General features: G+C 70.5%; 10 protein-coding genes. 9 read left to right on the top strand and 1 reads right to left on the bottom strand.

Annotated features, from left to right (window positions below; all coding sequences use genetic code 11):
- Positions 1-221 precede the first annotated feature (221 nt).
- The 9 genes from ACTMTU_RS26700 (at position 222) to ACTMTU_RS26660 (ending at position 8286) form a co-directional block, all read left to right on the top strand.
- Positions 222-1583 carry an FAD-dependent oxidoreductase gene (locus tag ACTMTU_RS26700; RefSeq protein WP_441265989.1) on the top strand — a complete coding sequence of 454 codons (1362 nt, stop codon included), beginning with the start codon at positions 222-224 and terminating at the stop codon, positions 1581-1583.
- 33 nt (positions 1584-1616) lie between these two features.
- Complete coding sequence (locus ACTMTU_RS26695) at positions 1617-2078, top strand: ArsI/CadI family heavy metal resistance metalloenzyme (RefSeq protein WP_441265988.1); 462 nt, start codon at positions 1617-1619, stop codon at positions 2076-2078.
- 177 nt (positions 2079-2255) lie between these two features.
- On the top strand, positions 2256-3122 hold the full coding sequence (locus ACTMTU_RS26690; RefSeq protein ID WP_441265987.1) for a HipA family kinase: 867 nt from the start codon (positions 2256-2258) through the stop codon (positions 3120-3122).
- The gene (locus tag ACTMTU_RS26685) at positions 3119-3502 is read left to right on the top strand and encodes a DUF3037 domain-containing protein (RefSeq protein WP_441265986.1); all 384 of its coding nucleotides are present in this window, start codon (positions 3119-3121) and stop codon (positions 3500-3502) included. The genes ACTMTU_RS26690 and ACTMTU_RS26685 overlap by 4 nt, the downstream gene beginning before the upstream one ends.
- A gap of 171 nt (positions 3503-3673) precedes the next feature.
- Positions 3674-4435: a 3-oxoacyl-ACP reductase FabG gene (gene fabG / locus ACTMTU_RS26680; RefSeq protein ID WP_189470121.1), complete on the top strand. Its 762-nt coding sequence runs from the start codon at positions 3674-3676 to the stop codon at positions 4433-4435.
- A 17-nt stretch (positions 4436-4452) separates the two neighbouring features.
- On the top strand, positions 4453-5232 hold the full coding sequence (locus tag ACTMTU_RS26675; RefSeq protein WP_441265985.1) for an SDR family oxidoreductase: 780 nt from the start codon (positions 4453-4455) through the stop codon (positions 5230-5232).
- 127 nt (positions 5233-5359) lie between these two features.
- Positions 5360-6934 carry an ABC transporter substrate-binding protein gene (locus ACTMTU_RS26670; RefSeq protein WP_441265984.1) on the top strand — a complete coding sequence of 525 codons (1575 nt, stop codon included), beginning with the start codon at positions 5360-5362 and terminating at the stop codon, positions 6932-6934.
- Between the two features lie 79 nt (positions 6935-7013).
- Positions 7014-7697, top strand: a complete 684-nt coding sequence (locus tag ACTMTU_RS26665) for a uracil-DNA glycosylase (RefSeq protein WP_441265983.1) — start codon at positions 7014-7016, stop codon at positions 7695-7697.
- 118 nt (positions 7698-7815) lie between these two features.
- Positions 7816-8286: a hypothetical protein gene (locus tag ACTMTU_RS26660; protein WP_441265982.1), complete on the top strand. Its 471-nt coding sequence runs from the start codon at positions 7816-7818 to the stop codon at positions 8284-8286.
- 22 nt (positions 8287-8308) lie between these two features.
- On the opposite strand, the gene ACTMTU_RS26655 is transcribed toward ACTMTU_RS26660, so the two are convergent.
- Positions 8309-8830, bottom strand: a complete 522-nt coding sequence (locus ACTMTU_RS26655) for a DinB family protein (protein ID WP_441265981.1) — start codon at positions 8828-8830, stop codon at positions 8309-8311.
- Between the last annotated feature and the right edge of the window lie 3 nt (positions 8831-8833).

Below are 8833 nucleotides of genomic sequence, written 5' to 3'. Positions count from 1 at the left end.
AGGGGGTTGTCATGAGATCGCTCCGCGCCGCGCTCCGTGCCGCCAAGGCGCGCCGCACCGCCCGCCACCTGGCCGGCGTCAGCTTCTGCGACAGTCGCGCCGAGGTCAGCGACAGCGCGGGCCGAGCAGCGCGGATCCGGGCGCGCGCCCAGCTGACCGCGCTCATCAACGCCCGCTGACAGCCCGCCGACCGCCCTTTCGCACCGAGGAGACCCACCACCATGAGCAGCCACCAGCTTCCCGTCGTCGTCGTCGGAGCCGGCCCCGTCGGGCTCGCGGCAGCAGCCCACCTGCTGGAACGCGGCCTCGAGCCCCTCGTCCTGGAAGCCGGCGACGCCGCCGGGGCCGCGGTGCGTGAGTGGTCGCACGTGCGCTTGTTCTCCACCTGGGGCGAAGTCGTCGACCCCGCCGCCGAGAAGCTGCTGGCCCCGACCGGCTGGGTCAGGCCCGACGCCGATACGTACCCGTCCGGCGGGGACTGGGCCGAGCAGTACCTCCGGCCGCTCGCCGACGTCCTCGGCGACCGGGTGCGCCTGGGCGCCACCGTCACCGGTGTCGCCCGCGCCGGCCGTGACCGGATCGTCGACGCCGACCGCGAGAGCCGGCCCTTCGTCGTCCATGTCGAGTACGCCGACGGCCGCGAGGAACGTCTGACCGCCCGGGCCGTGATCGATGCCTCCGGAACCTGGAGAATTCCGAGTCCGGCAGGCGGCAGCGGCCTCCCGGCGCTCGGTGAGAAGTCGGCGGCGGACCGTATCGCCTACCGCGTCCCCGACCTGAAGGAACCGGCCGTACGCGCCCGTTACGCGGGCAGGCGCACGGCGGTCATCGGCTCCGGCGCCTCCGCGTTCACGGCGCTCGTGGGCCTGGCCGACCTGGCGAGGGCGGACGACGGTGCGGGCACGCACGGCGTGTGGATCCTGCGCCGCGGCCTGTCCGGCTCCACCTTCGGCGGCGGCGAGGCTGACCAGCTCCCCGCCCGCGGCGCCCTGGGCCTCGCCGCGAAGGCCGCCGTCGACCGGGGCCACGCCGACGCCGTGACCGGCTTCCGCACCGAGGCGATCGAACGCGACGGCGACGGCCGCCTGGTCCTCGTCGGCGACGACGGCCGACGCCTCGACCCGGTCGACGAGATCATCGTGCTCACCGGCCTGCGCCCCGACCTCACCTTCCTGAACGAGCTCCGGCTGGACCTGGACGAGCGCCTCCAGGCTCCCGTCGTGCTGGCCCCGCTGATCGACCCCAACCAGCACTCCTGCGGCACGGTCTACCCCCACGGCGTGAACGAGCTCTCCCACCCGGAGAAGGACGTCTACCTGGTCGGCATGAAGTCCTACGGCCGCGCCCCCACCTTCCTCGCCATGACCGGCTACGAGCAGGTCCGCTCCGTCGCCGCGTCCCTGGCCGGCGACCAGGAGGCCGCCGAGCGCGTGGAGCTGACCCTCCCCGAGACGGGCGTGTGCGGCGGGGCCGGGCTGTTCGACGAGCCGGAGACCGCCAAGGCCGACGGCGGCGGCTGCTGCGCTGCCCCCGCCACCCTCCAGATCGGCGTCGGCGCCCCCGTCACCTCCGGCGGCTGCTGACGCTCCACCACCCACCCCAGCAGGAGGACCGTCATGTCCCGCATACAGCTCGCCCTGCGCGTCCCCGACCTGACCGCATCCGTCGCCTTCTACACCAAGCTCTTCGGCACCGAGCCGGCCAAGCTCCGTGACGGATACGCCAACTTCGCCATCGCCGAACCCCCGCTCAAGCTCGTCCTCATCGAAGGCTTGGAGGGGGAGGAGACCCGCATGGATCACCTCGGCGTGGAAGTCGAAAGCACCGAGGCCGTCCACGCCGCCACCACCCGCCTGAGCGAAGCAGGCCTCGCGACGGCGGAGGAGAACGACACCAGCTGCTGCTACGCCCTCCAGGACAAGGTCTGGGTCCACGGCCCCGGCCAGGAACCGTGGGAGGTGTACGTCGTCAAGGCCGACGCCGACAGCCTGACCAAACAGCGGGGCAGCACATGTTGCTCCGGCGAGGCCACCGCCGTGACCGATGCACGCGAACCGGTCACCGGCGGCTGCTGCTGACCCTGCACCGCCCTTCACGCCAGTGAGGCCGCGACCGGAACCGGGGGACCGGTCGCGGCCTCGCGCTGTCTTCGCGTCCGTCCTGGGCCGTGGCGTCGGCCGTCCACAGACGTGCGGAAGTGACGGTTCCGGCCACGCCGTTGATCCTGAAGTACAGCCACCGGATAGCCTGGGAAAATGCTTACAGAGGTCACCGCGACCCGTTACGTCACGCCCCTGCGCGAGGGCGGCTCGCTTCCCGGGATCGTCGAGGCCGACGATCTCGGCACGTACGTCATGAAGTTCACCGGCGCCGGGCAGGGGCGCAAGACCCTCGTCGCCGAGGTCATCTGCGGGGAGCTCGGGCGGCGGCTCGGGCTGCGGGTGCCCGACCTCGTCACCATCCAGCTCGATCCGGTCATCGGTCTCTCGGAGCCGGACCAGGAGGTGCAGGAGCTGCTCAAGGCCAGCGGCGGGCTCAACCTCGGCATGGACTTCCTGCCGGGGTCGCTCGGGTTCGACCCGCTCGCCTACGAGGTCGCGGCGGCCGAGGCCGGGAAGGTGGTCTGGTTCGACGCCCTGATCAACAACGTGGACCGGTCCTGGCGCAACCCCAACATGCTGGTGTGGCACGGGGACCTCTGGCTCATCGACCACGGCGCCACCATGATCTGGCACCACAACTGGCCCGGCGCGGCCGCCTCCGCCGCCAAGCCGTACGACGCGTCCGACCACGCCCTCGCCCCCTTCGGCCCGGACGTCGAGGCTGCCGCCGCCGAGCTCGCGCCGCTCGTCACGGAGGAACTGCTCACCGAGGTCGCGGCGGACGTGCCCGACGAGTGGCTGGTCGACGAGCCGGGCTTCGACTCCACCGACGCGCTGCGCCGTTCCTACGTCGAGGCCCTGCTGCCGCGTGCCGCGACGATCCACGAGCGGATCACGCTGAACGCCCCGACGAAGCCGCGGCCGTCCCAGGCACCCGGCTGGCTGACCGAACACGCCACGCCGTGGCCGCACGCCACGAAGAAGCACGCGCAGACGGACGAGAAGGACGCACGCCGGTGAACGACCGCGATGTTTTCGAGTACGCGCTGCTGCGCGTGGTGCCGCGGGTCGAGCGCGGGGAGTGCTTCAACGCCGGCGTGGTGGTCTACTGCCGCGCCAGGACCTTCGTGGCCGCCCGCACGCACCTGGACGAGGGCAAGCTGCGGGCGCTCGACCCGGAGGCCGACGTGAACGGCGTACGGGCGGCGCTGCACGCTGTGGAGGGCGTCTGCCGGGGCGGCGAGGACGCGGGACAGGCCGCCACTGACGACGCGGGACGGCGCTTCCGGTGGCTGATCGCGCCCCGGTCCACCGTCGTCCAGCCGGGCCCGGTGCACACCGGGCTCACCGCCGATCCGGCGGCCGAGGTGGAGCGGCTGCTCGACCTGCTGGTGCGCTGACGGACGCGGCTGATCGATGTGACATGCGCCGTGGACCCCTGGTGCCGTTGACACCGCGTGCCAGGGCTTCTAGCGTCCTGTCTGCCGAAGGTACTAAGCGGTTGCTCAGTCAAGGGCCGCGGCAGTCGCCGGCACAGGGATTGACGGGCTTCAAGGGCGAGGAGAACCAGAATGTCCACCACCGAGCAGCGTGTGGCTGTCGTTACCGGGGGCGCGCGCGGCATCGGCGCCGCCACCGCCGTCCGGCTCGCGGCCGACGGCCGGGCCGTAGCCGTACTCGACCTCGACGAGGCGGCCTGCAAGGACACGGTCGAGAAGATCACCGCAGCCGGCGGCAAGGCGCTCGCGGTGGGCTGCGACGTCTCGGACGCCGCGCAGGTGGAGGCCGCCGTGGCGCGCGTCGCGGCCGAGCTCGGCGCGCCGACGATCCTGGTGAACAACGCCGGTGTGCTCCGCGACAACCTGCTCTTCAAGATGAGCGAGTCCGACTGGGACACCGTCGTCAACGTGCACCTCAAGGGTGCGTTCCTGATGGCCAAGGCCTGCCAGAAGCACATGGTCGACGCCGGCTTCGGCCGGATCGTCTCCCTGTCCTCGTCCTCGGCGCTCGGCAACCGCGGCCAGGCCAACTACGCGGCGGTCAAGGCCGGCCTCCAGGGCTTCACCAAGACTCTGGCCAAGGAGCTGGGCAAGTTCGGCATCACGGCCAATGCCGTCGCCCCGGGCTTCATCGTCACCGAGATGACGGCGCAGACGGCGGCCCGCGTGGGTATGGGCTTCGAGGAGTTCCAGGCCGCCGCCGCCACCCAGATCCCCGTCCAGCGCGTCGGCCGGCCCGAGGACGTCGCGAATGCGATCGCCTTCTTCGCCGGTGAAGACGCCGGATTCGTCTCCGGCCAGGTCATGTACGTGGCCGGCGGCCCGCTCAACTGAATCGGGGTTCGAACGACATGGCAGCACAGACGGCAGGGGCGGGTCAGGCCGCGGACAGCGGCAAGGTCGCGCTGGTCACCGGCGCGAGCCGGGGCATCGGGTACGGCATCGCCGAGGCGCTCGTCGCCCGTGGCGACCGGGTGTGCATCACCGGGCGCGGCGAGGAGGCCCTGAAGGAGGCCGTGGAGCGGCTCGGCGCCGACCGGGTCATCGCGGTGGCGGGCAAGGCCCACGACGAGGCCCACCAGGCGGCGGCGGTCGAGCGCACCATGGAGGCCTTCGGCCGCGTCGACTTCCTGGTCAACAACGCCGGCACGAACCCGGTCTTCGGCCCGATCGCCGAGCTCGACCTGGGCGTGGCGCGCAAGGTCTACGAGACCAACGTGATCTCCGCCCTCGGCTTCGCGCAGCAGACGTGGAAGGCGTGGCAGAAGGAGAACGGCGGTGCGATCGTGAACATCGCCTCCGTCGCCGGTGTCTCAGCGTCGCCCTTCATCGGCGCGTACGGCATGAGCAAGGCGGCCATGGTCAACCTGACGCTCCAGCTGGCGCACGAGCTCGCGCCCTCGGTCCGCGTCAACGCCATCGCGCCCGCGGTGATCAAGACCAAGTTCGCGGAGGCGCTCTACGAGGGCCGGGAGGCCGAGGCGGCCGCCGCGTACCCCCTGGGGCGGCTCGGCGTGCCGGCGGACATCGGCGGCGCCGCCGCGTTCCTGACCTCCGAGCAGTCGGACTGGATCACGGGGCAGACGCTCGTCGTGGACGGCGGTATCTTCCTCAACGCGGGTGTCCACTGACGCCGAGCGGACCGCCCTGAGGCGGTTTGTTCCTGAATGATCCAAGTGCCCCGCCGGGCCTCCAGGTTGACCCGGCGGGGCGCTGCGGTATGGTTCGCCGACCCATGGCTGAACGAGGAGCGTGCACGTGTTCTACCGGACCTGTCTGCAGGCCGCTGCAGCCCTAGCGTCCATATCTCTGCTGGCGGGGTGCGGCCTGTTCTCGGACGAGGACGCCGACCGTGAACAGAAGATCTCCGTCGGTACGACCAGCGAGCCGAGCACTCTCGACCCGGCTGCCGCATGGGACGGTTCGTGGGAGTTGTACCGGAACGTCTTCCAGACCCTGGTGAGCTTCCCGACGGGGAGCACCGTGCCGCAGTCCGACGCGGGCGAGTGCCGCTTCGCCGACACCGGCAACAAGGTCTTCGAGTGCGAACTCAAGGAGGGCCTCACCTTCACCAACGGTGACAAGCTCGACGCCGCCGCCGTCAAGCACTCCATCGACCGCATCCGGACCATCGCCGTGCAGGGTGGTCCGAAGGGTCTGCTGGGGTCGCTCGACAAGGTGGAGACGACCGGTGACCGCACCGTGACCTTCCGTCTCAAGACCGCCGACGCCACGTTCCCGTTCATCCTCGCCACCCCGGCCATGTCGATCGTGCCGCCCTCCGAGTACCCGGCCGACAAGCTCCGTGAGGACGGCAAGCTCACCGGCTCCGGTCCGTACGCCCTGGCCTCGTACGAGAAGGGCGACCGGGCGGAGCTGACCCGCTTCGCCAAGTACAAGGGCTTCGCGAAGGTCAAGAACGACGCGGTGACGATCCGCTACTTCCAGGACTCCGCCCTCATGATGACGGCCCTGAAGAAGCAGGAGATCGACGCGATCAACCGTGGTCTGACCGCGGAGCAGGTCGTCGAACTCCAGGAGAAGAAGCCGGAGAACGACCACCTCCAGCTGGTCGAGACGGTCGGCGCCGACATCCGCTACCTCGTCTTCAACCCGGCCGACCCCAACGGCGGCAAGCTGGCCGTGCGCCGCGCGATCGCGCAGATCATCGACCGCGGAGCGCTCGTGGAGAAGGTCTACAAGGGAACCGCCGAGCCGCTGTACTCGATGGTCCCCAAGGGCATCGCCGGACACACCACCGAGTTCTTCGACCGTTACGGCGAGCCGGACGTCAAGAAGGCGGAGGAGATCCTCGAGGACGCGGGCATCAGCGAGCCCGTTCCGCTGAGCTTCTGGTACACCACCGACCGGTACGGCTCCGCGACGGCCCCCGAGTTCGCCGAGATCAAGCGGCAGCTCGAAACCACCGGCCTGTTCAAGATCACGATCCAGGGCAAGCCGTGGGACGAGTTCCAGAAGGGCTACCAGGCGGGCCAGTACCCCGTCTTCGGCCGTGGCTGGTTCCCGGACTTCCCGGACCCGGACAACTTCATCGCGCCGTTCGTCGGCCCGAACAACGTCCTCGGCACCCCGTACGACGCACCGGAGATCTCCGAGCAGCTCGTGCAGTCCCGGCGTGAGAGCGACCGCGGAGCGGTCACCAAGCAGTTCGAGAAGGCGCAGGAGATCCTCGTCGACGACGTTCGCCTGCTGCCGCTGTGGCAGGGCAAACTGTACGTGGCGGCCAGCGAGGAGATCGGCGGCGGCGAGCGTGCCCTCGACCCGCAGACCGTCATGCAGGTGTGGGAGCTGTACCGCAAGGCCAGCTGGTAGCGCTGTCGGTGCCCCCGGGTAGGTTCTGAGATCCCGGTTCCGGGATCTCGGAACCGGCCCATCGACGGAGGTTGTTGACGTGACCGACACCGACATGCTGCCCGAGTCCTGGCGCGGCGTCCTCGGCGAAGAGCTGCAGAAGCCGTACTTCAGGGAGCTCACCGAGTTCGTCGAGAAGGAGCGGGCCAACGGGCCGGTGTATCCGCCGAGTGCGGAGGTGTTCGCCGCGCTGGAGGCCACGCCGTACGAGCGGGTGAAGGTGCTCATCCTCGGTCAGGACCCGTACCACGGCGAGGGCCAGGGGCACGGTCTCTGCTTCTCCGTGCGGCCGGGCGTCAAGACCCCGCCGTCCCTGCGCAACATCTACAAGGAGATGCAGAGCGAGCTCGGCCATCCGGTCCCGGACAACGGCTATCTGATGCCGTGGGCACGCCAGGGCGTGCTGCTGCTCAACGCGGTGCTGACCGTCCGGGCCGGCGAGGCCAATTCCCACAAGGGCAAAGGCTGGGAGAAGGTGACCGACGCGGTGATCCGTGCGGTGGCCTCCCGGCCGGACCCGGCCGTCTTCGTCCTGTGGGGCAACTACGCGCAGAAGAAGCTGCCGCTCATCGACGAGGAGCGGCATGCCGTGGTGAAGGGGGCGCATCCCTCACCGCTGTCCGCGAAGAAGTTCTTCGGCTCCCGTCCGTTCACCCAGATCAACGAGGCGGTCGCGGCGCAGGGCCACGACCCCATCGACTGGCGCATTCCCGACATCGGCTGAATCGGCGCACCCGGCTGACAGGCTCGGGCCGCAGCCCGAGCCTGTGCGGCATCGGCCCCGGCGGCGGTTAGCGTCGGTGTCCTCAAGCAGCACTTCGCCGCGGACGAGGAGGCCCACAGTGATGGAGCAGCAGGAGGCGTCGCAGGACATCGTCATGACCCGGATCGGGCAGGCGATGATGCTGTTGCACGGGGGCGACCGCGAGGAGGCGCGTAATCGCTTCGCGCTGCTGTGGTCGGAGATCGGCGAGGAGGGGGACGCCCTGCACCGCTGCACCCTCGCCCACTGCATGGCGGACGTCCAGGACGACCCGGCGGACGAACTCGCCTGGGATCTGCGCGCCCTGTCGGCGGCCGACGGGCTGAGCGACGAACGGCTCGCCCGGCACCAGACACTGGCGGTCCGGGCCCTGTACCCCTCGCTCCATCTGAACCTGGCGGCGGATTACGTCAAGCTGCACCGCCCCGAGGACGCGCGCGCCCATCTGGAGCGGGCACGCGCGTCCACGGACGCCTTGGCGGACGACGGTTACGGCCGCGGGGTGCGGGCCGCCATCGACCGCCTGGAGCGCACCCTGGGGGCCGGCTGAGCCGGTTGCCGCCCTCGCCCGGTCACTCGCCCGTGGCGCCGTCGATGTGCTCGCGCAGCAGGTCGGCGTGGCCGTTGTGGCGCGCGTACTCCTCGATCATGTGGGTGAGGATCCAGCGCAGGCTGAACGCCTCGCCGCCGCGGCTGCGGGACACCGACAGGTCGTCGAGTTCATGCGCCGCGGTGACCTTGCGGGCGTCGGCGACCTGGGTGAGCCAGGTCGTGTTCGCCTCGGCCCAGGTGTCCTGTTCGGTGACATGGAAGTCCCCGTCCCGGTCCTCCTCCGTGGAGTACAGGTCGGGGAGGTCCTCGTCGTCCATGATCTCGCGGAACCAGTAGCGCTCGACCTCGGCGAGGTGGCGCACGAGCCCCAGCAGGGTGAGCTCCGAAGGCGCCAGCGAGGCCGTCCGCAGCTGTGCGTCGTCCAGACCGGCGCATTTCATGATCAGGGTCTCGCGGTGGTAGTCCAAGAAGCCTTCCAGCATGGCGCGTTCGCCGGCGGTGGTGGACGGCTCGGTACGTGTGTCTGTGGTCATGGCGATCATCCT

The sequence above is a fragment of the Streptomyces sp. OZ13 genome (assembly GCF_052068155.1).
GTDB lineage: Bacteria > Actinomycetota > Actinomycetes > Streptomycetales > Streptomycetaceae > Streptomyces.
Note: the sequence above shows the minus strand (reverse complement) of the source record. Positions and strands in the feature narration are given on the sequence as shown.